This window comes from Actinacidiphila bryophytorum, assembly GCF_016916835.1.
Lineage (GTDB): Bacteria > Actinomycetota > Actinomycetes > Streptomycetales > Streptomycetaceae > Actinacidiphila > Actinacidiphila bryophytorum.
Genome location: NZ_JAFFIX010000017.1, coordinates 37,930 through 63,536, shown reverse-complemented (window position 1 = coordinate 63,536; position 25,607 = coordinate 37,930). Strand labels below are relative to the sequence as shown.

The following is a 25,607-nucleotide window of genomic DNA, read 5'->3' as shown; positions in this document are numbered from 1 at the left end:
GGGAAGCCGCGCACCGCCGCGCGGGCGGGTGCGTTGCCCGGATGGGCAAGTTCCGTCAAGAAGGCGCCAATGCGCGGCGGAACCCCTACGCTTTTCCCACGACGCCGGTGGGGGCCGGTGTCGATCAGGGGGCGAGACGCACGGGATTCGGCACCCGTGCCCGGGGCGGCGGCCCCGTGACCGGGTGCCGGATCCCACGCGAAATGGCCCCGCCACTGGGGGAGTGCCGTACAGCGGGAGTGGTGTCCGTGGGACGAATCCGCGTGCTCGTCGTCGATGACCATCGCATCTTCGCCGAGTCGCTCGCCGCCGCACTCGCGGCGGAATCCGACGTCGACGTATCGGCGGCAGGCAGCGGGCCCGCCGCCCAGCGCTGCCTGGACCGTGCCGCGGTCGACGGCCGGCGCTACGACGTACTGCTGGTCGACGCCGACCTGGGCTCAGGTCCGCGGGACCGGCCGCAACTGGCCGCGGTGCCACCGCTGTCCGAGCAGCGGCGCCCCGAGCCGCGCGACCCCGTCATCGACGGCCTCGCGCTGGTCGAGCGGGTCCGCGCCGAGCACGGCGGCACCCGCACGGTGGTGCTGGCCGAGCGGGACGACCCGCACCGGGCGGCCATCGCGCTGCAGGCCGGCGCGTCCGGCTGGGTCGCCAAGGACTGCTCGCTGTCCCGGCTGCTGGCCGTGATGCGCGGGGTGCTGCGGGACGAGACGCACCTGCCGCCCGCGCTGCTGACCGGGGTGCTGCGGGAGCTGACCGCGGCCCGCAGGCACCGCACGGAGAGCGAGCAGCTGGTCGAGTCGCTGACCCCGCGCGAGCAGGAGGTGCTGCGCTGCATGGTCGCGGGGCTCGGGCGCAAGGCGGTCGCCGAGCGGCTGTTCCTGTCCCCGCACACGGTGCGCACCCATATGCAGAACGTGCTGGGCAAGCTCGGGGTGCACTCCACGCTCGCGGCCGTGGCGCTGGCCCGGCGGGCGGGCGTGGGGCCGGTGGAGCTGGTCCCCTCAGGTGGGGACGTTGTCGAAAGGCGCGGTCAGCTGTCGTAGCAGCGCCGCCAGTTCGGCCCGCTGGGCCCGGCTCAGCTCGCCCAGGATGGCGCGTTCCTGGGCGAGCAGGCCGGCCAGCGCCCGGTCGGCGCGGTCCTGGCCTGCCGGGGTGAGCCTGACCAGCACACCGCGCCGGTCGGAGGGGTCGGGGAGCCGTTCGACCAGCCGCTTCTCGGCGAGCCTGTCGATCCGGTTGGTCATCGTGCCGGACGTGACGAGGGTCTGGGTGAGCAGCTGCCCGGGGGAGAGCTGGTACGGGGTACCGGCCCGGCGCAGCGCGGTGAGGACGTCGAACTCCCAGGGCTCCAGGTTGTGCTCGGCGAAGGCCAGCCGCCTGGCGCGGTCCAGGTGCCGCGCGAGCCTGCTGACCCGGCTGAGCACCTCGAGCGGTTCGACGTCGAGGTCGGGGCGCTCTCGGCGCCATGCAGCGACCAGCCGGTCGACCTCGTCCTCCATGGAGATCAGTGTAATAGGTCTGTCGATATGAAGTCTCTTGACATCAAGATATCCATGGGAGGAGCCTGGAAGTGGAGGGCAGAACGTGGCCCTCCGCTTCCGGCAGCGGTTCCGTACCACCCAGGGAGTACGAACGATGCACGCAGCACCGACATGGGACCCACACCAGTATCTCCGGCACGCCACCCACCGCACCCGCCCTTTCCTCGACCTCCTCACCCGGGTCGCCGAGCTGCCCGGCGGTGACACCCCCCGGATAGCCGACGTCGGCTGCGGCCCCGGCAACGTCACCGCGCTGCTCGCCGACCGCTGGCCCGCCGCCCGTATCACCGGCCTGGACAGCTCACGCGAGATGCTCGCCACCGCGGCGGAGTACGCAGGACCCACCCCGGGCGGCGGCACCCTGGATTTCCGCCGGGCCGACGCCGCCGAATGGACGCCGGACGAGCCGTACGACCTGATCGTCTCCAACGCGGCGCTGCAGTGGGTGCCCGGCCACGCCGACCGCTTCGGCGACTGGCTCGACCACGTCACCCCCGGCGGCACCCTGGCCTTCCAGGTGCCGGGCAACTTCACCGCGCCCAGCCACGCCCTGCTCGCCGAGCTGTGCGACACCCCGCAGTGGCGCTCGCGGCTCGACGGCCACGGCAGGCGCTACGTGCACATCCTCAGCCCCGCCGAGTACCTGGAGCGCCTCACCGAACTCGGCTGCCAGGAGGTGGACGTCTGGGAGTCCACCTATGTGCAGCTGCTGCACGGCGAGGACCCGGTCCTGGAGTGGACCAAGGGCACCGCGCTGCGGCCGGTCCTGACCGCGCTGGACGGCGACCCGGAGGCGGCGCGGGAATTCGTCGGGCAGTACCGCGACCTGCTGCGCAAGGCGTACCCGCCGGGGCCGCACGGCACCGTCTTCCCCTTCCGCCGGATCTTCGCCGTCGCCCGCACCGCGGGCGCCTGAGTCCGGCCGGTGCGACGTCCGCCCCCGTGCCCGCCGGGGCCGGGGGCGGACCCGCTCACAGCGTGAGGAAGGCGCCGGCCAGCAGCGCGGCACCGCAGGCCGCCGCCGCCCACGCCGTACGGCGCATCCGCAGGCCGCCGGCCAGCACGACGGCCGCCAGCAGCAGGGCGCCGCCCAGCGGCACCCAGGCGAAGAGGACGCCGCCCCAGCCGGCCCTGACGGCCTTGTCCGTGCCCGGCTCGATGGCGACGGGTATCTTCGCTCCGGTGTCGTGCCGGATCGGCAGGCTGATGGTGACCTTCGCGCGGGCCAGAGCGGTGCCCTTGGGCGTGAAGGGTCCCGTACAGGTCGAGTCGACGCAGGAGGCCAGCGTCATCGTGCCGTGCTCGCGGCCCTTGGTGAGCATCACGTGCTGCGCGGTCCGCCAGGAGTCCCAGGCGCCGGACACCAGCAGCAGCGCCACCACCGCGGTCACGCCGACCACCCGGGCCAGCAGCACCAGTCCCCAAGCGCCCTCCGCCATCCGGCGGGAACGGCTCCTCTTGACCATGCGGGCGATCTTTGGCCATGGCATGCCGTCCGGTCAAACCCGGCGGCGGGATGCGGCGCCGGACAGGACCGCCCGCGCGGTCAGCTGTTGTACGTGCTCTGCGCGCGTTCCAGGCCGTCCGAGATCAGCGCCTCGACGGCGTCGGCCGCCCGGTCGACGAACCAGTCCAGCTCCTTGCGCTCGGCAGCGGAGAAGTCCTTGAGGACGAAGGCGGCCACGTCCATCCGCCCTGGCGGCCGGCCGATGCCCGCACGCACCCTCAGGTAGTTCGCGCCCAGTGACTTGGTGATCGACTTCAGCCCGTTGTGGCCGTTGTCGCCGCCGCCGAGCTTGAGCCGCAGCGTGGCGTAGGGGATGTCCAGCTCGTCGTGCACCGCGATGATCTGCTCGGTCGGCACTTTGTAGAAGTCCTTGAGCGCGGTCACCGGGCCGCCGGACAGGTTCATGTACGTCATCGGCTTGGCCAGCACCACCCGGCGGCTCGCGGGTCCCGGCGGGCCGATCCGGCCCTCGACGACATGCGCCTGCGCTTTGCCCGAGCGCTTGAAGTGCCCGCCCATCCGCTCGGCCAGCAGGTCGGCGACCATGAAGCCGATGTTGTGCCGGTTCGCCGCGTACTCCGGCCCCGGATTGCCCAGCCCTGCCACCAGCCAGGGCGCTGTGCTCTCGCTCATCCACGTCTCCAGGTCTTCGGGGCCGCGCACCCGCACGGTGAACGCGACGCCGCCGCCGCACCCCGAAGGGTACGGCGGCGGCCGGGGGTCGCCCGCGGGCGACGCCGTATCAGGCCTCTTCTGCGGCGGCTTCCTCGGCGGGGGCGGCCTCCGCGGCCTCGCCCTCCTCCTCGGTCTCCTCCACGACCTCGGCCTGCGCGGCCACGACCTGGATCACGACGGCGTCCTCGTCGACGGCCAGCGTGGTGCCCTTCGGCAGCACGATGTCCTTGGCGAGGACGGAGGCGCCGGCCTCCAGGCCCTCGACGTCGACGGTGAAGCCCTCGGGGATGTGGGTGGCCTCGGCCTCGACCGGCAGGGTGTTCAGCACGAACTCCAGCAGGTTGCCGCCGGGGGCCGGCTCGCCCTCGGTGCTGACCGGGATCTCGACGGTGACCTTCTCGCCGCGCTTGACCGACAGCAGGTCGACGTGCTCCAGGAAGCCCTTCAGCGGGTCGCGCTGCACGGCCTTGGGGATGACCAGCTCGGACTTGCCGTCGATGTCCAGCGAGATCAGGACGTTCGCGGTGCGCAGCGCGAGCAGCAGCTCGTGGCCCGGGACGGAGACGTGCTTGGGGTCGGCGCCGTGGCCGTAGACGACCGCGGGAACCTGGTTGGACCGGCGGATGCGGCGGGCGGCGCCCTTGCCGAACTCGGTGCGCAGCTGGGCGACGATCTTGACCTCGGACATGAGGTTCACTCCTCGTGGTGGCAGACGGTACGGTCGCCCGGCCCCGACGGGCCGATCCACGAGTCCACAGGGACGAGGAGCGCGTCGATAACGGAGCCGGGTCCGGACGCAGACGTCCGGGGCCTCCCTCGCCGAGCAACGCGGACAGCGTAACCGGCGGGGAGGCCCCGGACGAAATCGATCTCTAGTGGGTGTCCTCGAACAGGCTGGTCACCGAGCCGTCCTCGAAGACCTCGCGCACCGCGTTGGCGATGGTCGGCGCCATCGACAGCACGGTGATCTTGTCGAGGTTCAGCTCACCGGGAGTGGGCAGCGTGTCGGTCAGGATGAACTCGCTGACCTTGGAGTTCTTCAACCGGTCCGCGGCGGGGCCGGACAGCACGCCGTGCGTCGCGGTCACGATGACGTCCTCGGCGCCGTTGGCGAACAGCGCGTCGGCGGCGGCGCAGATCGTACCGCCGGTGTCGATCATGTCGTCGACCAGGACGCAGACCCGCCCCTTGACGTCGCCGACGACCTCGTGGACCTTCACCTGGTTGGCGACGTCCGGGTCGCGGCGCTTGTGCACGATGGCCAGCGGGGCGCCCAGCCGGTCGCACCAGCGGTCGGCGACCCTGACCCGGCCGGCGTCGGGGGAGACCACGGTGAGCTTGTTGCGGTCGACCTTGGAGCCGACGTAGTCCGCCAGGATGGGCAGCGCGAACAGGTGGTCGACGGGGCCGTCGAAGAAGCCCTGGATCTGGTCGGTGTGCAGGTCGACGGTCAGGATGCGGTCGGCGCCCGCGGTCTTGAACAGGTCCGCCATCAGCCGGGCCGAGATCGGCTCGCGGCCGCGGTGCTTCTTGTCCTGCCGCGCGTAGCCGTAGAAGGGGACGATCACGGTGATACTGCGTGCCGAGGCCCTCTTCAGGGCGTCCAGCATGATCAGCTGCTCCATGATCCACTGGTTGATGGGACGGGTGTGGCTCTGGATCAAAAAGCAGTCGGCGCCGCGCGCCGACTCCTGGAACCGCACATAGATCTCGCCGTTGGCGAAGTCGAAAGCCCTGGTCGGCACCAGCTCGACGCCAAGTTCCCGTGCCACCGCCTCCGCCAGATCGGGGTGGGCGCGGCCGGAGAAGAGCATCAGCTTCTTCTCACCGGTCGTCTTGATCCCGGTCACTGCACCGTCTCCTTGGTGTTCGACTGGTGTTCGACACAGCGTCGCCCAGAAGCAGGCGTGCTGGCGGAATTGTGTGCACCCCACACGGTACGCCCCCTCCGGCGCATCTGTGCACCTCGGAGGGGCCGATGAGACGGCCCTCACTCACCCGTTCGACGACGCGCCGCGCCACCCCCGCGCGGCGCTCACTCGGGCTGCTTCGCCCGCTCCGCGGCCTGCGCCGCAGCGCTTCCCGGGCGCTTGCGCGCGACCCAGCCCTCGATGTTGCGCTGCTGCCCGCGGGCCACCGCGAGCGAGCCCGCCGGCACGTCCTTGGTGATCACCGAGCCGGCCGCGGTGTAGGCGCCGTCGCCGACCACCACCGGTGCGACGAACATGTTGTCGGAGCCGGTCTTGCAGTAACTGCCGATCGTGGTGTGGTGCTTGGCCTCGCCGTCGTAGTTCACGAACACGCTGGCCGCGCCGATGTTGGTGTGCTCGCCGATGGTCGCGTCGCCCACGTAGCTCAGGTGCGGGACCTTGGTGCCGTCGCCGATCGAGGCGTTCTTCATCTCGACGTACGTCCCCGCCTTGGCGCCCTGGCCGAGCCTGGTGCCGGGCCGCAGGTACGCATACGGTCCGACGTTCGCCTCCGCGCCGATCTCCGCCTCCTGGGCGACGGTGTTCGACACCCGCGCGCCCGCGCCGACGAGCGTGTCGGTGAGCGTGCAGTTCGGGCCGACCTCGGCGCCCGCGGCCACCCTGGTGCCGCCGAGCAGCTGGGTGTTGGGGTGGATCAGGCTGTCCGGCTCCAGCACCACGCCGGCGTCCAGCCAGGTGGACGCGGGGTCCACGACGGTCGCGCCGTCCAGCATGGCGCGGTGCAGCAGCCGGTCGTTGAGGACCCGGCGGGCCTCGGCGAGCTGCACCCGGTTGTTGACTCCGGCGATCTCCCGGTGGTCGGTGGCGGTGTACGCGCCCACCCGGTGGCCCGCCTCGCGCAGGATCGCCAGGGTGTCGGTCAGGTACTCCTCGGCCTGCGAGTTGTCCGTGGTGACCTTCGCCAGCGCCTCGGCGAGCAGGGCGGCGTCGTAGGCGTACACACCGGAGTTGATCTCGTCGATGGCCTGCTGGTCGGGCGAGGCGTCCTTCTGCTCGACGATCGCGACGACCTGCCCGTCGGCGAGGTCGCGCACGATCCGCCCGTAGCCGGCCGGGTCGGGGACCTTCGCGGTCAGCACGGTCACCGCGTTGCCGTCGGTCTCGTGCGCGGCCACCAGCGTGTCCAGGGTCTGCGCGGTCAGCAGCGGGGTGTCGCCGTAGGTCACCACGACGGTGCCCTCGGGGGCGGCGCCCTGCCGGGCCAGCTCCGCCAGGCCGATGCGGACCGCGTGCCCGGTGCCGTTCTGCTCCTCCTGCACCGCGGTCAGCGCGGCCGGGTCGGCGGCCGACAGGTGGGCGGTGACCTGCTCGCGCCCGTGCCCGACGACCACGACGAGCTGCGCGGGCTCCAGCTCGCGGGCGGCGGCGACGACATGGCCGAGCAGCGAACGGCCGCAGATCGGGTGCAGGACCTTGGGGGTGGCCGACTTCATACGAGTGCCCTCGCCCGCGGCGAGGACGACGACGGCAGCCGGGCGTGTGGCGCTCACAGGGGGGACTCCTGGGCTTCGAGTGCAGGACACCCGCAGGATACCGAGGGCTTCCCGGCCCCGACCACGCACTGCTCCGCCGCCAGGACTCGAACCCGGACTTAAGGCACCAAAAGCCCCAGTGCTGCCATTACACCACGGCGGATCAACTCGGCCTTTCCCGTGTCGCATCGGGAGCAGCCGGCTGGCCGTTCCCATCATGCCGTACCCGGCGGGGTGGACGCGACGGAGATCCGGGTAGGGATCGTTCGGCGGACGACGGACACGGTCCTGTCGCCCGCCGTGTGCCGCTGCAATACTTACGGCGGCGTAGGTTACGGACGTAACCCCAGATAACCGCCCCCCACTTCCACATCCGCGAGGGACAGACATGACCACACAGCCGGAAGTGATCACCGAGTCCCGGGAACCGGATCCCGGGACGCCAGGACAGGAGTCGCAGTTCAGCGCCACACGCGGCGGGGAGAGCAAGCGCTCCATCGAGCAGATCGCCCTGCTGCTCTTCATCTGCATCCCCTTCGTGGCGCTGGCCGCCGCCGTGCCGCTGGCGTGGGGCCGCGGCATGAGCTGGCTCGACCTCGGCCTGATGGTGGGGATGTACTTCCTGGGCTGCCACGGCATCACCATCGGCTTCCACCGGCACTTCACCCACGGTTCGTTCAAGGCCAGCAGGCCGCTGAAGATCGGCCTGGCCATCGCCGGTTCGATGGCCGTCGAGGGGCCGATCGTGCGCTGGGTCGCCGACCACCGCAGGCACCACAAGTTCAGCGACGCCGAGGGCGACCCGCACAGCCCGTGGCGCTACGGCGAGACGCTGCCCGCGCTGATGAAGGGCCTGTGGTGGGCGCACATGGGCTGGCTCTTCGACGAGGAGCAGACCCCGCAGGGCAAGTACGCCCCCGACCTGATCAGGGACCCGGCGATCCGCCGCATCTCCCGTGACTTCTGGCTGTGGACCGCGATCTCGCTGCTGCTGCCCCCCGTGGTGGGCGGCCTGGTCACCATGTCGTGGTACGGCGCCTTCACCGCCTTCTTCTGGGGTTCGCTCGTTCGGGTGGCTCTGCTGCACCACGTGACCTGGTCGATCAACTCCATCTGCCACGCGGTCGGCAAGCGCCCGTTCAAGTCCCGCGACCGCTCGGGCAACGTGTGGTGGCTCGCGGTGCTCTCCTGCGGCGAGTCGTGGCACAACCTCCACCACGCCGACCCCACCTGCGCCCGGCACGGGGTGCTGCGCGGCCAGATCGACTCCAGCGCCCGCGTCATCCGCTGGTTCGAGATGGCCGGCTGGGCCACCGACGTGCGCTGGCCCACCGCAGAGCGGATTGCCGCCCGGCGCCAGGAAGACGTCGGCGAAGCGGCATGATGAAGCGGTGAGCGACGGCAGAGACGACAGGGCGACGACGACCTCGGCACACTCCGCCGGATCCACCGCGCGCCGCACGCGCCGGGTCCGCATGACCGGCAAGGAGCGCCGCGAACAGCTGCTCGACATCGGCCGGACGCTGTTCGCGGAACGCGGCTACGAGGGCACCTCCGTCGAGGAGATCGCCCACAAGGCGGGCGTGTCCAAGCCCGTGGTCTACGAGCACTTCGGCGGCAAGGAAGGGCTCTACGCGGTCGTCGTCGACCGGGAGATGCGCCGGCTGCTCGACATGGTCACCGGCGCCCTCACCGCGGGCCACCCGCGCGAACTGCTCGAACAGGCGGCCTTCGCGCTGGTGGACTACATCGAGCGCTACACCGACGGCTTCCGCATCCTGGTCCGCGACTCGCCGGTCACCCAGTCCACCGGCACCTTCGCCTCGCTGATCAGCGACATCGCCACCCAGGTCGAGGACATCCTCGGCCACGAGTTCAAGCAGCGCGGCTTCGACCCCAAGCTCGCCCCGATGTACGCGCAGGCGCTGGTCGGCATGGTCGCGCTGACCGGCCAGTGGTGGCTGGACGCCCAGCGCCCGGACAAGGCCGAGGTCGTCGCGCACCTGGTGAACCTGTCGTGGAACGGGCTGTCGGGCCTTGAGCCCAGGCCCCGGCTGATCGGCCACCGCAAGAACTGACCCGGCAGCGCTCCCGCGCTGCCGAGTCGGTTCCTGCTTCGCTCAGCCGGTGTTGCGCAGGCCCGCCGCGACGCCGTTGACGGTCAGCAGCAGGGCGCGGGACAGCAGCGGGTCGGGCTCGTCGCCGCGGGCCGCCGCCGCGCGCTGCCGGGCCAGCAGCGTCACCTGGAGGTAGGAGATCGGGTCCAGGTACTGGTCGCGGATGTGGAAGGTCTGCGCCAGCACCGGACTCGCCGCGAGCAGCTCGGACTCGCCGGTCAGCCGCAGTACCTCGCGCACGGTCAGCTCGTGCTCGGCCTCGATCGCCTCGAAGACGTGCTTGAGCTCGTCGGGCACCAGGGTGTCGACGTAGTGGCGGGCGATCCGCAGGTCGGTCTTGGCCAGCGTCATCTCGACGTTGGACAGGAAGTTGCGGAAGAAGTGCCACTGGCCGTGCGCCTCTTCGAGCACCGAGTCCAGGCCCGCCTCACGGGCCGCCTTCAGGCCCGAGCCGACACCGAACCAGCCCGGGACGATCTGCCGGGACTGCGTCCAGCCGAACACCCACGGGATGGCGCGCAGGCCGTCGAGCCCCGCCCCCGAGTCGGGCCGCCGCGACGGGCGCGAGCCCAGGTGCAGCTCGCCCAGCTGGTCGACCGGCGTCGAGGCGAAGAAGTACGGCGGCAGGTCGGGGTCCTCGACCAGCCGGCGGTAGGCGCCGTGCGCGGCCTCGGAGACGATGTCCATGGCCGCGTCCCAGCGGGCCAGCGCCTCGTCCGACTGCCGCGGCGCGGTGTGCAGTGCCGAGGCCTGCAGCGTGGCGGCGACCGTCAGCTCCAGGTTCTCCCGGGCCAGCGAGGGGATCAGGTACTTGTCGGAGATGACCTCGCCCTGCTCGGTCACCTTGATCTCGCCCTCAAGGGTGCCCCAGGGCTGCGCCAGGATCGCGGTGTGCGAGGGGCCGCCACCGCGGCCGACGGTGCCGCCGCGGCCGTGGAAGAGCCGCAGCCGCACCCCGTGCCGGTGCGCCACGTCGCGCAGCCGGCGCTGGGCGCGGTGGATCTCCCACTGCGAGGTGGTGATGCCGCCGAACTTCGAGGAGTCGGAGTAGCCGAGCATGACCTCCTGCACGTCCCCGCGCAGCGACACCAGCCGCCGGTAGGACGGGTCGGACAGCATCTCGTCCAGCAGCTTGTCGGCGATCTTCAGCTCGTCGGTGGTCTCCAGCAGCGGCACGATGCCGATCCTGGCGACCCCCGTGTGCAGGTCGATCAGACCCGCCTCGCGGGCCAGCACCGCCGCGGCGAAGACGTCGTCGGAGCCCAGGCACATCGAGATGATGTACGACTCCATGACCTCGGGGCCGAAGCGCTCGAAGGCCTCCCTGATGGTGTGGAAGACGCCGAGCGTCTTGGCGCCCGCCTCGTCCAGCGGGGCCGGGGTCGGCGCCAGCGGGCGGCGCGAGCGCAGCTCCTTGGCCAGCAGCTTGCGTCGGTAGTCGCGCGGCATGTCGGCGTACCGCCAGGACTCCTCGCCGAGCCGGTCGAAGAGCTGGCCGAGCGCGTGGTGGTGCGCCTCGGCGTGCTCGCGCACGTCCATCGTCGCCAGCTGCAGGCCGAACGCCGACAGGGTGCGGATCGTACGGTCCATGCGTCCGTCGGCGATCAGGCCGCCGCGGTGGGCGCGCAGCGAGTCCTGGATCTGCTGGAGGTCCTGCAGCAGGCCCGCGGTGCCCAGGTAGTCGCGCCCCGGCACGTGCGGGGTGCCCGCGGCCAGCCGCTCGCGGGTGTTGATCAGCTTCTGCCGGATGCAGGTGGCCTTGAGCCGGTAGGGCTCCTCGGCGTTGAGCCGCTTGTAGCGCGGGCTGATCTCGGGCAGCGCCACCAGGTCGGTGGCCAGCGAGTCCAGCAGCTCGCTGCTCGCGCCGGAGTTGCGGATCGAGTTGGACAGCGCCCCGCGCAGGAAGTCCACCAGCTCCAGCGCGTCGGTGATGCCGTGCTCGTGCTGCAGGATCAGCACGTCCCAGGTGACCTCGGGCGTCACGTTGGGGTTGCCGTCGCGGTCGCCGCCGATCCAGGTGCCGAAGGTCAGCGGGCGGGTCTGCGGCGGCAGCGGCACCCCGACCCGCTCCAGCTCGGCGGCCAGGTCCTCCAGGACGTCGCCGACCGCACCGGCGTGCAGCTCGTCCAGGTAGTAGATCGCGTTGCGCGCCTCGTCCGCGGGCTCGGGCCGCACCACCCGCAGCTCGTCGGTCTGCCACAGCAGGTCGATGTTCTCGGCCAGCCGCAGGTCGGCGCGGCGCCGGTCGCCGCTGCTGCCCTCGCCGTTGCCGTGCCCGTCCTCCAGCAGCTCGGCGATCCGCCGCAGCTTGTTCAGCACCGAGCGGCGGGCCGCCTCCGTGGGGTGCGCGGTGAAGACCGGCCGCACGTTGAGGTTGCGGACCGACTCGCGTACGTGCTCGGGGTCGCCGTCCTTGAGCAGGTCGGCGGTCTGCGCGAGCAGGCCGCCCTCGACGGCCCGGCGCGAGCGCAGTTCGCGGCCGCGGTGCACCTGCTCGGTGACGTTGGCCAGGTGGAAGTAGGTGGAGAAAGCGCGGACCAGCTTCGCGGCGGTCTCCAGGTCGGTGTCGCCGAGCAGGGCGGCGGCGGCCTCGCCGTCGCTGCGGGTCAGTGCACGGACCTTCTCGACCAGGTCGAGCAGTTCCTGGCCCTCCTGCCGTACCAGGGTGCCGCCGAGCAGCTCCCCCAGGCGTCGGATGTCGGCACGCAGGGCGGTACTGCTGTCGGTACTGCTGTCCGGGGCGGTGTCGGCGCTGCTCACAGGTGCGGCTCCTTGTGCAGTGGAAGTGGACGGCGTACTCGCGGACCGCGCTGTCCGACCGTCCCAGGATAGGTCGCGGCCCGCCCGGCGAGACGGCCAGCCCACCAGGCGGACACCGCGCGCCGCCCCGGGCGCCGCCCACACGTCCGCCGGTCGACCTGCCGGTGACGCCGCGGTGCCCGGCTGGTATGCGCCCGGTGCACCGCGGCGCGCACCGCATACGCTGGACGCCATGAGTACGACGGGGGCGCACGTACCGGACGACGGCGCCGGAGGAGGCGCGGCGGTCGCCGTCGCGGTGGCCGGGCCGCGCCGCCCCACCTGGTGGTGGTGGCAGCGGCGGCGCAGCTTCGCCCTGGACGTCACCCTGGCCGCGGTCTCCGCGATCGAGTGCTCCTTCGAGGGCGCCACCTTCGCCGACCGCACCGGCATCCTCACCGGCGCGGGCGCGCTGCTCGGGGTGCTCGTCGGCGCCGTCCTGGTGCTGCGCCGCCGCTGGCCGGTCGCCGTGGTGCTGGTCAGCATCGCCATGACGCCGGCCCAGATGGGCTTCCTGCTGTCCCTGGTCGGCCTCTACACCCTGGCCGCCTCCGAGGTGCCGCGGCGGATCACCGCCGCGCTGGCCGGCATGAACGGCTTCGGCACCATGCTCGTCGCCTTCCTGCAGTTCCAGGACAACCTGCGCGACCCCGACAGCAGCACCTCGCTGCGGATGCCGCTCGCGCTGAGCGTCGCCGCCCTGATGGCGCTCGGCCTCACCGGCCCGCCCGTGCTGCTCGGCCTGTACGTACGCGCCAGGCGGCGGCTGGTGGAGAGCCTGCGCGAGCGCGCCGACGGCCTGGAACGCGAACTGGAACTCCTCGCGGAGAAGGCCGCGGAGCGCGCCGAGCGCGCCAGGGCGGAGGAGCGCACCCGGATCGCCCGCGACATGCACGACGTCGTCGCCCACCGGGTGAGCCTCATGGTCGTGCACGCCGCCGCCCTCAAGGCCGTCGCGCTCAAGGACCCGCAGAAGGCGTCGGCCAGCGCGGAGCTTCTCGGCGACATGGGGCGGCAGGCGCTCACCGAACTTCGCCAGATGCTCGGCGTCCTGCGGACCGCCCCGGCTCCGGTGCCCGCCCCGGCCGCCGTCCTCCGCCCCGACGCCGACGCGGAAGGCCCGAGCCTCGACCGGCTCGCGGCACTGGTCGAGGAGTCACAGGCCGCGGGCATGGGCGTCGAGCTGGCCGTCGAGGGCGCGGCCCGCCCGTGCGGCGCGCGGATCGAGGCCACCGTCTACCGCGTCGTGCAGGAGGCCCTCACCAACGTGCACAAGCACGCGGCCGGCGCCAAGGCCGTCGTCCGCCTCGCCTACCGCGACACCGAGGTCGCCGTCCTCATCACCAACGGCCCCTCCGACGGCTCCCCCCAGACCCCCCTCCCCAGCGGCGGCCACGGCCTCATAGGCATGCGCGAACGCGTCACCACCCACGGCGGCGGCTTCGCCGCCGGCCCCACCTCCGACGGCGGCTTCCGCGTCTCGGCCATGCTCCCCACCCCGTGATCATTGCCCAAGAGGGCACCCAACAGAGCCGTGCTGCGCGCGGAGAGCAGCCGTTTTTCAGGGCCGCGCTTTGCGCGCCGAGGGCAGGCGTTTTTCAGGGGCGCGGGAACTGCGCGACAAGCCACCCACCGGGAGAAGGTCCCGGAATCAGCGCCCGCCAGGGCGCGGGGTCACGACGACCCCCCTGGCTCGCGCCCGGTGAGTGACGCGAGCGTCGCACGCACATGCGCGAGATGAGATCGAATCTCATCGCGATGCTCTTCATGCGCCCGCAGCGACCGCTCACTCTCCCGCCGCACCCTCTCCTCGTGCAGCCGCGCCTGCGCCAGCATGGCGGCGGCCCGCTCCTCCGCCTCCTCCTGCTGCACCCGCAGCGCCTCTTCCGCGGCGGTGCGCTCCTTGTGTGCCGCGTCGAGCCGCCGTTCCGCGTCGGCGAGGAGGTCGGCGAGCCGGCTGTCGACCCCGGCGTCGCGCTCGGCGAGTTCGTGTTCGAGGGTGTCGAGCCGCTCCTGCCGCTCCTGGTCGGCCTCCGCCGTGGCGCGGTCGACGTCCTGCCGCATGGCGTCGAGTGTCTGGCCGGCCTCACCGCGTACGATCTCCGCCTCGGCGCGGGCCTGGCCGAGGATCTCGGCGGCGCGGCTGCACGCCTCGTCCAGCATCCGCTCCGCCTGGTCCTCCGCGGCGGCGAGCCTGGCGGAGGCGGCGGCGCGGGCCTCGTCCTGGAGGGTGCGGCGGGCGGTCTCGGCGGCGTCCCTGGCGTACTGCGCCTCGACTTCGGCGCGTTCGCGTACGGCGGCGGCCTCCTCCTCGACCAGCCGCATCAGCTCCTGGGCGCCGGGGCCGAGTGCCTCGAAGTTCTCCGGGGGGAGCGAGCCGACCTGTTCGCGCAGGGCGGCGCACTCGGCGTCCATCTCGTTGGCGAGGACGGTGAGCCGGGCGGCCCGCTCCCATGCGGCGTCGCGGTCCTCCGACAGCTCTTCGAGGAAGCGGTCGACCTGGTCGGGCCGGTATCCGTGGCCGCGCCCGCGCGCCTGCTCGAAGCCCGTTGACGATGCGGTCGTGTTGCTGCTCATCCGTCTGCCCCTTTTACCGCTGGCGTACCGCTGGCTGCCCCTCGCCGTTCCCTCGCATCTATTTATGGCTTATGACCGAATTGTACGAGCTACGACACTCCGACTGTTCTCCTACCCGGAAAACGCCGGAAGGCCGGGCGTCAGGGGGTGCACCCTGACGCCCGGCCCTCCGGCGCGGCAACTGCTGCGGCTACAGCAGCCCGTCCCACATCTGCTCGATCAGCACCGACCACCAGTTGTCCGGCGACGCGATGGCCGCCGGGTCCTGCGCGGCCAGCTGCGCCTGGAAGTCCACCGTCCAGTGGCCCGCCTGCTCGGGCGTGAGCCCGATCCGCAGCCGCCACATCCGGCCGAGCAGCGCCAGGCTGCGGGCGAACTCCGGCAGGCTGGAGTTCACGAACTGCGGTGCCGCGGGCGGCGAACCGGCGGGGGCCGCCTCCAGCGGCAGCGCCACGATGTGCGCGGTGCCGTACTGCACGCACAGCTGGCGCCCGAAGTCGTTGCCCATCACCAGGTACGAGCCCGCGTCCGCGGCCGGCTGCACACCGCGGGAGGCGGCCAGCTCGGCGAGCGTCGGCACCGGCTGGCCGGGCTGGGCCTGCGCCCAGAAGAACGGCCCGAAGTCCACCGGCAGCCCGGCCCACATCAGGGTCTGCGCCACGATGTCGGGCACCCCCTGCCGCGAGACGGCCCGCTGGTCGAACCGGAAGACCCCGGGCGGCCCGAAGGCGCCCGCCAGCTCCTGCCCGATCACGTCGAGCCCGACCGGCGGCACCCGCAGCACGGTGTGCGGGTCGGGCATCGGCACCCGCTGCGGCTGCGGGCGGGCGGGGGCGCCCGCCACCTGGTGCAGCTCGCCCTGGTGGGTGAGCAGGTGCTGTACGCCCTGGCGGCGGCTCGCGTGGTCCCGCCCGTAGGGCGCGGTGTGGCTGATCCGCACCTGCGGCCAGGTCTCCCTGATCATCCGGGTGCAGTAGCCGCCGGGCAGGTCGCAGGACTCCAGCTCGGTGTGCAGTTCGAGCACCTGCTCCGGGCGCACCCCTGCGGACCGCAGCTCGTGCAGGATCTGCCACTCCGGGTGCGGGGTGCCGGGCGCCGAGCGCCGGATGATCTGCTGCTCGCTGCCGTCCTGGCCGCGGTAGCGCAGCACCGCCATGTAGCCGGGTCCCACCGTCGGCACACCGGCCGGCGGCTGCGGGTAGCCGTAGGCGGGCGCGGGCGGCTGCGGTGCGGCGGGGGCGGCCCCGCCGGCGTAGGGCGGCGGCGGAGGTGTGCCCCCGGCGGGGGCACCCGCGAACGGCCCCGGCGGCGGAGGCGGCGGGGTGCCGCCCAGCGCGGGACCGGTGACCGCGGGTCCTGCCAGCATGGTGGCGGCGTAGTGCGGATCGCTGCTGGCCGGCGGCGGAGGCGGGGTGCCCTGGCCCGCGTAGGGCGGTGGGGGAGGCGTGCCCTGGCCCGCATATGGCGCGGGCGGCGGCGGGGGCGTGCCGCCGCCGGGTGCGCCCGCGAAGGGCGGCGGGGTGCCGGGTCCCGCGAGCATGGTGGCGGCGTAGTGCGGGTCGCTGTTGGCCGGGGGCGGCGGGGGTGTGCCCTGGCCCGCGTACGGCGGCGGAGGCGGGGTGCCCTCGCCTGCGTACGGCGGCGGGGGAGGCGTACCGCCGCCGGGCATACCGGCGAAGGGGACGTGCGGCTGGCTGCCGCCGCCGGGTCCGGCCAGCATGGTGGCGGCGTAGTGCGGGTCGCTGTTCGCGGGCGGCGGAGGTGTGCCGCCCTGCGGGGCGGGCGGCACGCTTCCGCCTACCGGCGGGGGCGTGTCCAGGCCCGGGCGTACCGCCTTGGCCGTCTCCAGGCCCGCGATGTCCGCGGCGCCGCTCGGCGAGTGGGCGGCGGCGCCGCCCGCTCCCAGCGGCGGGGGCAGCGAGACGCCCGGTCCGCTCGGCGGGGGATAGGCGGAGCCGCCCACGGTGTGCGGCACACCGCCCTGCGCCGGGGCGGGCGGCTGCGGTGCCAGCGGCTCGGGCGCGGCGCTGCCGCCGGGCAGCAGCTTGGTCCGCGCCTCGGCGGAGTCGGGCCGCGGCGGCCCGTCGGGCAGGTCGGCGCCGCTGATCGGCGGTGCGAAGACGGTGGCGGGGACCGGCACCGACTGGCCCTCGCCGGAGTCGCTGACCGTCTTGCCCGCCCAGCTGCCGCCTTCCTGCGGCGGTGCGCTCTGCTCGGGCACGGCGGGGCGGCGCACATAGTCCACGCCGCCGGAGGACCCGGACACGGCGGCGGCCGGGGCCGCGGCTGCGGGCTGCTCCGGCTCCTGCGGTGCGCTCTGCGCGGCAGCGGGCCTGCGGTAGTCGATCCGGCCCGAGGACTCGCCGGTGCCTGACGCCGTGTCCGCACCGTCGGAGCCCGCGGCACCGCCCGCGCCCGCGGCGCTGCCGCCCGTGCTGCCCGGCCTGCGGTCGGGCACGCCCATGCGGTCCGCCGCGTCCTGGAGCCACTGCGGCGGGCTCAGCAGGAAGGACGTCGCCTCCAGGTCGATGCGCTGGGGCGGCTCCGGTGCCGCGTCGTTCGGCACCGCGCCGTACTCCTCTTCGTAGCGTCGTATCAACTCGCCGATGGGCAGGGCGGGCCACAAGGTGGCCTCCCCGCTGTCACGGGCGATGACCACCCGCACGTCGCCGCCGTCACCGGCGGACGGGCCGCCCTCGCGCGGCTCCGACCAGATGACGAAGCCGAGTTCGAACTCGCGGACCCGGACCTCGCGGTGCTCGTAGGGCGGCACGTCGCCGTTGATCCAGTGCTCCGCGCGCTCCTGCGCCTGAGCGAAAGTCACCATGTCCGGCTCACCCCTCCACCGCGACGGCGGTGGCGAAACCGCCGTCGACCATCAGGTTCGCGACCGTCTCCAGCTCCGGCGGATTGCCCGCGAGCCGCAGCAGGAAGGCGTCGATCGAGTCGCCGCACGGCAGCAGCAGCTCCGCGACCCGGTCGGCCGGGGTGTCCCAGCGGTCGCCGTCGCGCGCGTCGTCGTAGGCGCAGAACCACACCGAGCCGGCGGCCTCGCCCTTGACCTTCACCGCGAGCAACCCGCCCTGCACATAGCCGATCGCCAGGTAGTCCTTGGTGAGGTGGTCCCGCAGGCACTTGTTGACGTAGACCACGTCGTTGGCCGCCGCGGTGTCGCGGACGGTGAAGAAGGGCTGGTCGATGAGCAGCCCCAGCTCCGGGTCGAGCGCCACCCCGCGGGGCGCGCAGCCGCCGGCCGCCTTCAGGAAGGTGCGGTAGGACCCGGGCAGCCGGTAGCCCAGCTCCTCCTCGACGTCCCGCACCTGCGCCTCGGTGACCGCCACCGGGTCCTTGGGCAGCGCGAAGTGCGCCGGCCGGGTCTCCTGCAGCGGCCTGGTGCCGCGCTTGGCGTGGTCGGCGACGGACTCCGCGAGCCCGCCGTGGTGCCGCAGCAGCGCCTTGACCTCGGCGGGGACGAGTTCGAGCCGGCGGCTGCCGGCCACGTGGTGCCAGGTCCAGCCGTGCGGTGTGGCCACCGGCGGAAGGCTGCCCCACAGCTCGTGGCCCGCCGCATGCAGCGCCGCGTTGGCCGACACGTAGTCGGTCAGCCGCAGTTCGTCGATGCCGAAGCCCTCCGGGGGCTCGGCTATCTCGGCCGCGGCGCGCGCGTACGGCGAGAAGTCGGGGTGGCCCTCGTCGTCGATCCAGACGCCCTGCGGGTGGCGGCCGGCCCGCAAGGGGTCGGGGAAGTGCACGACCTGCCCGGCATAGGCCGCGTTCGGCGGCGCGGTCCGACCCCCCGATCCGGGACCGGGAGGCGCCGCCCCCAGCCCTTGCCGACCTGTCGTCATGACTGCTGCCCCCTGGTGCGTGCGGGTGATGACGACAGCCTAGGGCCTGTGGTCGCGGCATGTCGCAGGTGAGCTGGCTGCCTGTGGATAACCGCTGGCCTGTGGACAACTGCCGCCCTGTGGACAACGGGACCCCGCGGACAGGGTCCCGCGCTCAACCGGCCTCGGCGGCCGTGCGGAGCTTGGCGACCTGCTTGACCGGGATCGTGCGGCGCAGGGACGCCGGCTTGTGGTCGGCGCGCAGCGTCTCGAAGGCCGCCGTCGTGTCGCCGGCCCGCACCACGGTGACCAGCACCTGGCCCGCGGCGCCCTTGGCGGTGTCGCCCACCGTGTACGACACCTGCTGGTCGCCCAGGCCCGCCTCGGCGGTCGCGGGCGCCACCGCGAAGTGGGTGGTCACCCCGCCGCGCACCAGCGAGTACTGGTGGCAGGCCGCCACCGCCGCCGCCAGCTCGTCCAGGACCGCCTTCGCGTCGCCGGCCTTGTAGGAGGCGACGACGGTCAGCGAGATGGTCTTGGCGCCCTTGTCCTTGTCCGTGGTGTCGGTGACCATCGCGCCGGTGTAGACCTGGCGCGGGTGCTTGGGCTGGCTGCTCCACTGGTCGACGATCGGCTGGCAGGCGGCCGTGTCGGCCTTCTGCGCGGCGCCGAGCAGCTGGTCCTTGCTGCCGGCCGGCAGCACCTGGACGTGCGGCACGTCGGAGGAGGTCAGCAGCGCGGAGGTCAGCTTGGCGATGGGCACCGCGCCGGACGCCTTGACCGGCCCCGGCCCCTCCTTGCCGCCGCCACCGCCGCAGGCGGTCGCGAGCGCGAGGGCGGGCAGCAGCACGGCGGCGGCCACGGCCCGCCTACCGGTCGGTAGGCGATGGTCTGCGCGTATCGGCATCGAAGCGATCCCCTGTGTCGTGTCCGTCCCCGGCGTCCCACGGGCGACGGCGTTCCCACGGGCGGCGGCCCGTTGCCGCGCGACTTTACGGCAACCGGGCCGCCCCTTCCGCTGTGGGGCTGCTCACAGGGCGGTGCCCGCCGCCCGGGGCGCGCGGGCCGCAGGCCCTGCTACTTCCGCGCCGCCAGGGCCGTCTTGAGCTTCTCGCTCTGCTTGCGCGCCACGTCGATGGGCAGCGGCCCGGCGCCGCCGCTGGACTTCACCGACACGTACGCCGTCACCGTGTCGCCGGTCTGCACGACGGCGATCAGCGCGGCGCCGGTCTTCTTGTCCGCGGCGTCGTTCATCACCCATGACACCGACTCGTCGCCGGTCGGCACCGCGGGCCCCTTGCTGATGGTGAACGGCGTCTTCGTCCCCGAGCTGTCGGTCGCGGTGAAGGCCGTGCAGCCGGCCAGCGCGGTCTTCACCGACTCGATGACCTTCTTCGCGTCGCCCGGCGCATGGCTGGCCACCAGCATCTGGTTGATCACCTCAGGCGTGGCGCCGCTGGTCTTCGTGGTCTTGGCGAAGGCCGCGCCGATGAAGGCCATCCGGTGGATCCTGGGGTTGCTGCTGGTGATGTCGGCGAGTGGCTGGCAGACCGGCTTGTCCGCGGTGAGCGTGGAGGTGTCGGAGGAGTCCGCGGTCTGCGAGGGCTGCACCGTGTAGCCCGGCACGTCGGAGTCCGTGATCAGCGCCCTGCTGAGCTGATCGGTGGTCAGCGGCGCCTTGCCGCTGAGTATGTTCGGCGTGCCGTCGGGGACCTTGGTGGAGTCCGCGGAGTCGGAGGACGAGCAGGCGGCGGCCAGCAGCAGCGCGGGAAGCGCGGCCGCGGCCAGACGGAGCCGGGTCTTGTGCATCGGTGTCACATTCCCTGGTTCGGCGGTGTGGGGGGACCCGCAGGTACGGGCCGACTGCCGATACTCCCCGCTCGCGGTGGCCCGCGTCCATGCCGGCCCGGACGCTGTGTCCGCGCTGTGCGCCGTCCCTGGGCACCCGGCTCGGCTGTTCACCGAGCTGTCGGGATTCATGCCTTCCGGATGTGACGTTCATGTGTTCGGCGTGTACGCACTGTGCCTGCCGTGTCGGCGTTCGGTCATCCGACGGTGACATGCCCCACACACAATGGGCGCGCAGACGCGTTCTGCTTCCCCATCTCGTGGCGCGTTTGGCACTCTGATCAACATACGGGGGATCGCCCGCTCCGGCGGGCGGACGGAGGGACGCACGTAAAACATGACAACTCACTTTCCGCCGGCAGGGGCCGCCGACCCCAGGCTGACCTGGAGCGCGCCCCGGCACCGTGAGGGACCGCCGCCGCTGCGGCACCGCAGGGACGGCATCCTGCCCGCGGTCGCCGCCGCGCTGTCCATCCGCGACGAGGTGCTCACCTGCACCGGCGCCAAGGGCGACCAGCCGCCCGTACTGCACCCGATCGTGCAGGACTTCCTCGACGCGCTGCCCGCTGCGCAGCGTGAGCGGTTCACCGGCCGGTGCGCGGAGCCGGTGCTCATTTCCCGCCACCTGGCCGCGGTCGAGACGCAGCGCAGCAAGCGCGCCTCGCGCCGCCCACTGACCCAGGGCGAGGCCCGCAAGGCGCTGCGCGGGGCGAAACTGACGGCCCGCTGGATACGCGAGGACGGCGACCCCGCGCACGGCGCCTACGCCCCGCCCTGCCGCTCCTGCACCCCGCTGCTGGCCCACTTCGGGGTAAGCGCGGTCGACCCGTCGGCAGAAGCAGAAGGGGAGTGAACACCCCGATGGCAGCCAGTGTGCGTTTCCCCGTCGGCGTCGACGCCGCACTGCGGGCCGGCGGCTGGGAGCCCGGCCGCTGGGACATCAAGCAGGCAGAGGAGTGGGCCGACCTGCTGCGCGGCCATGTGTCGCCCGGCGGCCACCGGCACGCCGTCTTCCCGGCGGCAGTCGAGGCGTGGGCCGAGTTCGGCGGGCTCACCTACCCCGCCGCCTCGGGACCCGGCCGGCAGGTCGCGCCCAGCGCCGTCACGGTGGATCCCCTGGTGGGCCTGCACATGGCGCGTACCTTCGGCGACCTCGGCCGGGCACTGGAGACCGAGGTCAGCCCGCTCGGCGAGGAGCCCGGCTCGGGGGCGCTGCTGGCCGTCGACGCCGAGGGCCGGGTCTACGGCATCGACCACGCGGGGGACTGGTACGTCGGCCCCGACATCGACCTGGCGCTGGCGACCCTGATCGGCGGCGGCCGCACCGTACGCCTCACCCTCGCCGCGGACTAGGCGGTACCGGCGGCGGCCGCCGCACCCTGTCCGACCGGCGCGGAACGGCGTGCCCCTTACCGCGGTATGACCCGGAGGCGGACGTCCCCTAGGGGGCGGCACCTACTTTGGGCGACCCCAGGTTCGTACCGGCGGATGACGTTCGCGCCTTACACGTTCCATACGGTCATAGGGCGGGGTGGGGATACCCCCACCACCAAGACGGAGACCTTCCCCATCGTGCGGCAGGGCGGCCTCCAGCAGGCTGATGTACACACAGCAGCCCGATCCACCCGACGACACAGGAGACACAGTGACAACGGCAGTGACGATTCCCAAGGCCGGGGGCAACGGAGGACGTTCGGCTGTTGCCGCTGCGGGGCGCTCGGTGACCAAGTCGTACGGCGCGGGCGAGACCCGCGTGGTCGCGCTGGACGCGGTGGACGTGGACATCGTCCGCGGCCGATTCACCGCGATCATGGGACCCTCGGGTTCCGGCAAGTCCACCCTCATGCACTGCCTCGCCGGACTCGACACGGTCACCGAGGGCCGCATCTGGGTCGGCGACAGCGAGATCACCGGCATGAAGGACAAGAAGCTCACCCAGCTGCGCCGGGACAAGATCGGCTTCATCTTCCAGTCCTTCAACCTCCTGCCGACCCTCAACGCGGCGGAGAACATCACGCTGCCGATGGACATCGCGGGCCGCAAGGTCGACCGCGACTGGTTCGACCGGGTCGTGGAGACCGTCGGCCTGGCCGGCCGGCTCAAGCACCGCCCCACCCAGCTGTCCGGCGGCCAGCAGCAGCGCGTCGCCGTCGCCCGCGCCCTGGCCGCCCGCCCCGAGATCATCTTCGGCGACGAGCCGACCGGAAACCTCGACTCGCGGGCCGGCGCCGAGGTCCTGGGCTTCCTGCGCCGCTCGGTCGACGAGCTCGGCCAGACCATCGTCATGGTCACCCACGACCCGGTCGCCGCCTCCTACGCCGACCGCGTCCTCTACCTGGCCGACGGCCGGATCGTGGACGAGATGGCCAACCCGACCGCCGAGTCCGTCCTCGAGCGGATGAAGTCCTTCGACGGTCGCGGGAGGACCTCATGACCGTCCTCAAGACCTCGGTGCGCAACTTCTTCGCGCACAAGGGCAGAATGGCCCTCTCGGCGATCGCCGTCCTGCTCTCGGTGGCCTTCGTCTGCGGCACCCTGGTGTTCACCGACACCATGACCGCCACCTTCGACAAGCTCTTCGGCTCCACCGCCTCCGACGTCACCATCAGCGCCAAGAAGGTCGACGACCGGCAGGCCACCGGAATGCCGGACGCCGTCCCCGCCTCGCTCCAGCAGAAGCTGGTGCACGTGGCCGGCGTCGCCAAGTCCGACCCCGACGTCACCAGCCAGGACGTCACCGTGGCGGACGCGAAGAACGACAAGATCAGCCCGTCGTCCGGCGCCCCGACCATCGTCAGCAACTGGGACCCCACCGAGACCAAGGCCGTGGAGATCTCCTCCGGCCACATCCCGCAGAGCGCCGACCAGGCGGTGCTGGACGCCGACACCGCCAAGAAGCACCACCTGACGATCGGTGACACGCTGCGGGTCATCGCGGCCCCCGGCGACTTCAAGGTCACCATCTCGGGCATCGCGACCTTCAAGACCACCAACCCGGGCGCGGCCGTCGTCTACATCGACACCGCCACCGCCCAGGCCAAGCTGCTCGGCAACACCTCGCAGTACACCGGCTTCGGCCTCACCGCGGCCGCCGGCACCACCGACGACCAGCTCAAGCAGAACGTCAAGGCGGCCATCGGCAGCGGCTACACCATCGACACCGCCGCCGAGACCAAGAAGAAGGACCAGGACGACCTGGGCGGCTTCCTGGACTTCATGAAGTACGCGATGCTCGGCTTCGCCGGAATCGCGGTCCTGGTCGGCATCTTCCTGATCGTCAACACCTTCTCCATGCTGGTCGCCCAGCGCACCCGGGAGATCGGCCTGATGCGGGCGCTCGGCTCCAGCCGGCGCCAGGTCAACCGGTCGGTGCTGATCGAGGCGGTGCTGCTCGGCGTCACCGGCTCGGTCCTCGGCATCGGCGGCGGCATCGGGCTGGCCATCGGGCTGATGAACCTGATGGGCAAGGTCGGGATGAAGCTCGACACCTCCGAGCTGACCATCAAGGCCACCACCCCCGCCATCGGCCTGGCCATCGGCGTCATCGTCACCGTGGTCTCCGCCTACATCCCGGCCCGCCGGGCCGGCAAGATCTCCCCGATGGCCGCACTGCGGGACGCCGGCACCCCGGCCGACGGCAGGGCGGGACGCATCCGCGCCGCGATCGGCATCCTGGTCTGCGCGGCCGGCGCACTGGCCCTGATCGGTGCGGGCCAGGCCGACAAGGCCTCCTCCGGCGGCAGCCTGCTGGGCCTGGGCGTGGTGCTCACCCTGGTCGGCTTCGTGATCGTCGGCCCGCTGCTGGCCGGTGTGATCGTACGGGCGGTGAGCGCGGTCGTCCTGCGCTTCTTCGGCCCGATGGGACGCCTGGCCGAACGCAACGCGCTGCGCAACCCGCGGCGCACCGGCGCCACCGCCTCCGCACTGATGATCGGCCTGGCCCTGGTGGCCGGCATGTCGGTGGTCGGCTCCTCCATGGTGGCCTCCGCCAACGACCAGCTCGACAAGTCGGTCGGCGCGGACTTCATCGTCCAGGTCGGCAACAACGGCAGCCAGCCGCTCACCCCGGCAGCCGAGAAGGCGCTCACCGCGACCCCGGACATCGAGCACTTCACCCACTACACGATCGTCAACGCCAAGCTCACCCTGCCGTCCGGCAGCACCGTCAAGACCGACCTGAGCGCGGCCGACCCGACCTACCCGCAGGACCTGGAACTCAAGACCGTCCAGGGCAAGCTCGCCGACGCCTACGGCAAGGACGCGATGTCGCTGCCCGAGGGCTTCGCCAAGGACCACCACGTCAAGCTCGGCGACGAGCTGACCGTCCTGATGACCGGCGGCCGGCCCGCGCACCTCAAGGTCGCCGCGATCACCAGCGACGACACCGCCATCGAGCACGGGTCGATGTTCACCAACATCGCCACCGCCCGCACCTACCTGCCCGCGGACAAGATGCCCGGCGACTTCATGCTCTTCGCCAAGGCGGTCGACGGCAAGGAGAAGCAGGCCTACGCCTCGCTCAAGGCCTCGGTCAAGACCTACCCGCAGATCGACGTCCGCGACCAGGCCGACTACAAGGACCTCGTCCAGAGCCAGGTCAACCAGCTGCTCTACATGATCTACGCGCTGCTCGGCCTCGCGATCATCGTCGCCATCCTGGGCGTGGTGAACACCCTGGCCCTGTCGGTGGTGGAGCGCACCCGGGAGATCGGCCTCATGCGGGCCATCGGCACCTCGCGGCGCCAGCTGCGCCGGATGATCCGCCTGGAGTCGGTCGTCATCGCCCTCTTCGGCGCCCTCGTGGGCCTCGGCCTCGGTCTCGGCTGGGGCGCCACAGGACAGCGCGTCCTGGCCTCCCAGGGCCTGGGCATCCTGCAGATCCCCTGGGCGACCATCGTGATCGTCTTCGTGGGCTCCGCGGTCGTCGGCCTCCTCGCCGCCCTCCTCCCGGCCTTCCGGGCGGGCCGCATGAACGTTCTCAACGCCATCGCAACGGACTAGCGCCCGTACGCGGAGATCCGGCCCCGGCCCCGGTACGCCCTCCCGGCGTATCCGGGGCCTTCCGCCACCCCGGGGTGCCCCCTTTGCATAGGGCGGCGCTATACAGCGGCGCGGGGAACTGCACGCGCAACCCTCCACCGGCCGGTGGTCCGCCTCCGACAGCAAGAGCCCCATTCGGACGGTGACGACCCGCGCGCCCGGTGGGGGGTGGCGCGCAGTTCCCCGCGCCCCTGGAGCGGTGGCGGTTTC

General features: G+C 72.6%; 21 protein-coding genes and 1 tRNA gene. 9 read left to right on the top strand and 13 right to left on the bottom strand.

The window, feature by feature from the left end; translation table 11 throughout:
- Nucleotides 1–248 precede the first annotated feature (248 nt).
- A complete protein-coding gene (locus JT723_RS23020; protein WP_251512971.1) occupies nt 249–1,046 on the top strand; it encodes a response regulator transcription factor in 798 nt (265 codons plus the stop codon).
- Here the strand turns inward: JT723_RS23020 and JT723_RS23015 are convergent.
- Nucleotides 1,005–1,502 (bottom strand): MarR family winged helix-turn-helix transcriptional regulator, encoded by a 498-nt coding sequence (locus JT723_RS23015; RefSeq protein ID WP_205046660.1) that lies wholly within the window; start codon nt 1,500–1,502, stop codon nt 1,005–1,007. The genes JT723_RS23020 and JT723_RS23015 overlap by 42 nt on opposite strands.
- A 136-nt stretch (nt 1,503–1,638) precedes the next feature.
- Between JT723_RS23015 and JT723_RS23010 the strand changes: the two genes are divergently transcribed.
- Entirely contained in the window at nt 1,639–2,460 is an 822-nt protein-coding gene (locus JT723_RS23010) for a trans-aconitate 2-methyltransferase (RefSeq protein ID WP_205046659.1), read from the top strand.
- A 55-nt stretch (nt 2,461–2,515) separates the two neighbouring features.
- Here JT723_RS23010 and JT723_RS23005 read toward each other — a convergent pair whose 3' ends face one another.
- The 6 genes from JT723_RS23005 to JT723_RS22980 form a co-directional block, all read right to left on the bottom strand.
- On the bottom strand, nt 2,516–2,983 hold the full coding sequence (locus JT723_RS23005; protein WP_240166052.1) for a hypothetical protein: 468 nt from the start codon (nt 2,981–2,983) through the stop codon (nt 2,516–2,518).
- A 107-nt stretch (nt 2,984–3,090) separates the two neighbouring features.
- Complete coding sequence (gene pth / locus JT723_RS23000) at nt 3,091–3,684, bottom strand: aminoacyl-tRNA hydrolase (protein ID WP_205046657.1); 594 nt, start codon at nt 3,682–3,684, stop codon at nt 3,091–3,093.
- A 109-nt stretch (nt 3,685–3,793) separates the two neighbouring features.
- On the bottom strand, nt 3,794–4,414 hold the full coding sequence (locus JT723_RS22995; protein WP_205046656.1) for a 50S ribosomal protein L25/general stress protein Ctc: 621 nt from the start codon (nt 4,412–4,414) through the stop codon (nt 3,794–3,796).
- 184 nt (nt 4,415–4,598) lie between these two features.
- A complete protein-coding gene (locus JT723_RS22990) occupies nt 4,599–5,576 on the bottom strand; it encodes a ribose-phosphate diphosphokinase (RefSeq protein ID WP_205046655.1) in 978 nt (325 codons plus the stop codon).
- 185 nt (nt 5,577–5,761) lie between these two features.
- Nucleotides 5,762–7,207, bottom strand: coding sequence for a bifunctional UDP-N-acetylglucosamine diphosphorylase/glucosamine-1-phosphate N-acetyltransferase GlmU (glmU, locus tag JT723_RS22985; protein ID WP_205046654.1), 1,446 nt, complete (start codon nt 7,205–7,207; stop codon nt 5,762–5,764).
- Nucleotides 7,208–7,281: 74 nt separating this feature from the next.
- A tRNA-Gln gene (locus tag JT723_RS22980) sits at nt 7,282–7,352 on the bottom strand.
- Between the two features lie 225 nt (nt 7,353–7,577).
- Between JT723_RS22980 and JT723_RS22975 the strand changes: the two genes are divergently transcribed.
- Both JT723_RS22975 and JT723_RS22970 read left to right on the top strand, forming a co-directional pair.
- A complete protein-coding gene (locus JT723_RS22975; protein WP_205046653.1) occupies nt 7,578–8,573 on the top strand; it encodes an acyl-CoA desaturase in 996 nt (331 codons plus the stop codon).
- Nucleotides 8,574–8,580: 7 nt separating this feature from the next.
- The gene (locus JT723_RS22970; RefSeq protein ID WP_251512969.1) at nt 8,581–9,267 is read left to right on the top strand and encodes a TetR/AcrR family transcriptional regulator; all 687 of its coding nucleotides are present in this window, start codon (nt 8,581–8,583) and stop codon (nt 9,265–9,267) included.
- A gap of 42 nt (nt 9,268–9,309) precedes the next feature.
- On the opposite strand, the gene ppc is transcribed toward JT723_RS22970, so the two are convergent.
- The gene (gene ppc, locus JT723_RS22965; protein ID WP_205046652.1) at nt 9,310–12,066 is read right to left on the bottom strand and encodes a phosphoenolpyruvate carboxylase; all 2,757 of its coding nucleotides are present in this window, start codon (nt 12,064–12,066) and stop codon (nt 9,310–9,312) included.
- Between the two features lie 232 nt (nt 12,067–12,298).
- Between ppc and JT723_RS22960 the strand changes: the two genes are divergently transcribed.
- A complete protein-coding gene (locus tag JT723_RS22960; protein ID WP_205046651.1) occupies nt 12,299–13,609 on the top strand; it encodes a sensor histidine kinase in 1,311 nt (436 codons plus the stop codon).
- Between the two features lie 170 nt (nt 13,610–13,779).
- Here JT723_RS22960 and JT723_RS22955 read toward each other — a convergent pair whose 3' ends face one another.
- The 5 genes from JT723_RS22955 to JT723_RS22935 all read right to left on the bottom strand — a co-directional run bounded on the left by JT723_RS22955 (nt 13,780) and on the right by JT723_RS22935 (nt 20,318).
- A complete protein-coding gene (locus tag JT723_RS22955) occupies nt 13,780–14,682 on the bottom strand; it encodes a coiled-coil domain-containing protein (RefSeq protein ID WP_205046650.1) in 903 nt (300 codons plus the stop codon).
- Between the two features lie 190 nt (nt 14,683–14,872).
- Nucleotides 14,873–17,509, bottom strand: coding sequence for an SUKH-4 family immunity protein (locus tag JT723_RS22950; RefSeq protein ID WP_205046649.1), 2,637 nt, complete (start codon nt 17,507–17,509; stop codon nt 14,873–14,875).
- A gap of 7 nt (nt 17,510–17,516) precedes the next feature.
- Nucleotides 17,517–18,530, bottom strand: a complete 1,014-nt coding sequence (locus JT723_RS22945; protein WP_205046648.1) for an HNH endonuclease — start codon at nt 18,528–18,530, stop codon at nt 17,517–17,519.
- A gap of 154 nt (nt 18,531–18,684) precedes the next feature.
- Nucleotides 18,685–19,371, bottom strand: coding sequence for a hypothetical protein (locus tag JT723_RS22940; protein WP_205046647.1), 687 nt, complete (start codon nt 19,369–19,371; stop codon nt 18,685–18,687).
- 215 nt (nt 19,372–19,586) lie between these two features.
- Nucleotides 19,587–20,318 (bottom strand): sensor domain-containing protein, encoded by a 732-nt coding sequence (locus JT723_RS22935; RefSeq protein ID WP_205046646.1) that lies wholly within the window; start codon nt 20,316–20,318, stop codon nt 19,587–19,589.
- A 376-nt stretch (nt 20,319–20,694) separates the two neighbouring features.
- Between JT723_RS22935 and JT723_RS22930 the strand changes: the two genes are divergently transcribed.
- The 4 genes from JT723_RS22930 (at nt 20,695) to JT723_RS22915 (ending at nt 25,358) form a co-directional block, all read left to right on the top strand.
- A complete protein-coding gene (locus tag JT723_RS22930) occupies nt 20,695–21,210 on the top strand; it encodes a YwqJ-related putative deaminase (protein WP_205046645.1) in 516 nt (171 codons plus the stop codon).
- An 8-nt stretch (nt 21,211–21,218) separates the two neighbouring features.
- Nucleotides 21,219–21,710, top strand: coding sequence for an SUKH-3 domain-containing protein (locus JT723_RS22925; protein WP_205046644.1), 492 nt, complete (start codon nt 21,219–21,221; stop codon nt 21,708–21,710).
- A 292-nt stretch (nt 21,711–22,002) separates the two neighbouring features.
- Complete coding sequence (locus JT723_RS22920; RefSeq protein WP_205046643.1) at nt 22,003–22,791, top strand: ABC transporter ATP-binding protein; 789 nt, start codon at nt 22,003–22,005, stop codon at nt 22,789–22,791.
- Nucleotides 22,788–25,358 (top strand): ABC transporter permease, encoded by a 2,571-nt coding sequence (locus JT723_RS22915; protein WP_205046642.1) that lies wholly within the window; start codon nt 22,788–22,790, stop codon nt 25,356–25,358. The genes JT723_RS22920 and JT723_RS22915 overlap by 4 nt, the downstream gene beginning before the upstream one ends.
- Nucleotides 25,359–25,607 lie beyond the last annotated feature (249 nt).

Bases quoted from the DNA above. Each gene is read 5' to 3' on its own strand.
- JT723_RS22925 (WP_205046644.1), top strand. From the start codon at position 21,219: ATGGCAGCCAGTGTGCGTTTCCCCGTCGGCGTCGACGCCGCACTGCGG.
- JT723_RS23015 (WP_205046660.1), bottom strand. From the start codon at position 1,502: ATGGAGGACGAGGTCGACCGGCTGGTCGCTGCATGGCGCCGAGAGCGC.
- JT723_RS23005 (WP_240166052.1), bottom strand. From the start codon at position 2,983: ATGGCGGAGGGCGCTTGGGGACTGGTGCTGCTGGCCCGGGTGGTCGGC.
- JT723_RS22935 (WP_205046646.1), bottom strand. From the start codon at position 20,318: ATGCACAAGACCCGGCTCCGTCTGGCCGCGGCCGCGCTTCCCGCGCTG.
- JT723_RS23010 (WP_205046659.1), top strand. From the start codon at position 1,639: ATGCACGCAGCACCGACATGGGACCCACACCAGTATCTCCGGCACGCC.
- JT723_RS22950 (WP_205046649.1), bottom strand. From the start codon at position 17,509: ATGGTGACTTTCGCTCAGGCGCAGGAGCGCGCGGAGCACTGGATCAAC.
- JT723_RS22995 (WP_205046656.1), bottom strand. From the start codon at position 4,414: ATGTCCGAGGTCAAGATCGTCGCCCAGCTGCGCACCGAGTTCGGCAAG.
- JT723_RS22915 (WP_205046642.1), top strand. From the start codon at position 22,788: ATGACCGTCCTCAAGACCTCGGTGCGCAACTTCTTCGCGCACAAGGGC.
- JT723_RS22955 (WP_205046650.1), bottom strand. From the start codon at position 14,682: ATGAGCAGCAACACGACCGCATCGTCAACGGGCTTCGAGCAGGCGCGC.
- JT723_RS22960 (WP_205046651.1), top strand. From the start codon at position 12,299: ATGAGTACGACGGGGGCGCACGTACCGGACGACGGCGCCGGAGGAGGC.
- JT723_RS22945 (WP_205046648.1), bottom strand. From the start codon at position 18,530: ATGACGACAGGTCGGCAAGGGCTGGGGGCGGCGCCTCCCGGTCCCGGA.
- JT723_RS22975 (WP_205046653.1), top strand. From the start codon at position 7,578: ATGACCACACAGCCGGAAGTGATCACCGAGTCCCGGGAACCGGATCCC.
- pth (WP_205046657.1), bottom strand. From the start codon at position 3,684: ATGAGCGAGAGCACAGCGCCCTGGCTGGTGGCAGGGCTGGGCAATCCG.
- JT723_RS22930 (WP_205046645.1), top strand. From the start codon at position 20,695: ATGACAACTCACTTTCCGCCGGCAGGGGCCGCCGACCCCAGGCTGACC.